This window comes from Streptomyces pseudogriseolus (assembly GCA_002154585.1).
GTDB classification, from domain to species: domain Bacteria; phylum Actinomycetota; class Actinomycetes; order Streptomycetales; family Streptomycetaceae; genus Streptomyces; species Streptomyces pseudogriseolus.
Genome location: MUNG01000737.1, coordinates 1 through 653, shown reverse-complemented (window position 1 = coordinate 653; position 653 = coordinate 1). Strand labels below are relative to the sequence as shown.

Annotated in this window: 1 protein-coding gene and 1 pseudogene; both read right to left on the bottom strand. The window is 68.0% G+C overall.

The window, feature by feature from the left end; genetic code table 11:
• The coding region (locus tag CCN29_RS34455) for a carbohydrate ABC transporter permease (protein WP_442538705.1) at positions 1-465 on the bottom strand (465 nt) is incomplete at its 3' end.
• Positions 462-653 (bottom strand): annotated as a pseudogene (locus CCN29_RS34450) (hypothetical protein); the annotation flags it as partial. The pseudogene CCN29_RS34450 and the gene CCN29_RS34455, both read right to left, overlap by 4 nt.

Genomic DNA, 653 nt, shown 5'->3' with positions numbered 1-653 from the left:
GGCGCCGTCCACCCGCATCGAGTCGAAGAGCTCCTTCGGCACGTCGCGGATGAAGTTGGCGAGCACCAGGACGGACAGCGGGATGGCGAAGGCGATCGACGGGAGGATCAGGGCGAGCAGGCTGTCGTAGAGGTGCAGCTTGATGATGATCAGGTAGACCGGGATCACCGTGGCCTGCAACGGGATGGCCAGGCCCATGAGGAACAGCCCGTTCATGGCGCGCAGCATCCGCATGCGCCAGCCGCGGACGATGGCGTAGGCCGCCATGAAGGAGACCAGGACCGCCGGTATCACGGCTCCCGCGGTGACGACGACGCTGTTGACGAAGTACTGGAGGAAGTCGGACTCGATGACGAGCCGGTAGTTCTCCAGGGTCGNNCCGCGGGCGGCGGGGCGGGCGGGGCGCGGCCTGGCCGCCGGTGTGCCGTTCCGCGGGTGTCGGGTCTTGGTGAGCGTGGTGGTCACGTCAGGAGGCCCCCTCGAGTTGGCTCGCTCCGGCGTCCCGGCCTCCGAGGCGGCGCAGCAGCAGGCTCGGAGATGTGTATAAGAGACAGGTACTGGAGGAAGTCGGACTCGATGACGAGCCGGTAGTTCTCCAGGGTCGGGTCGCCCGTCGGCGCCAGGGGGTTGCTCGCGTAGTAGCGGCTGCGGTC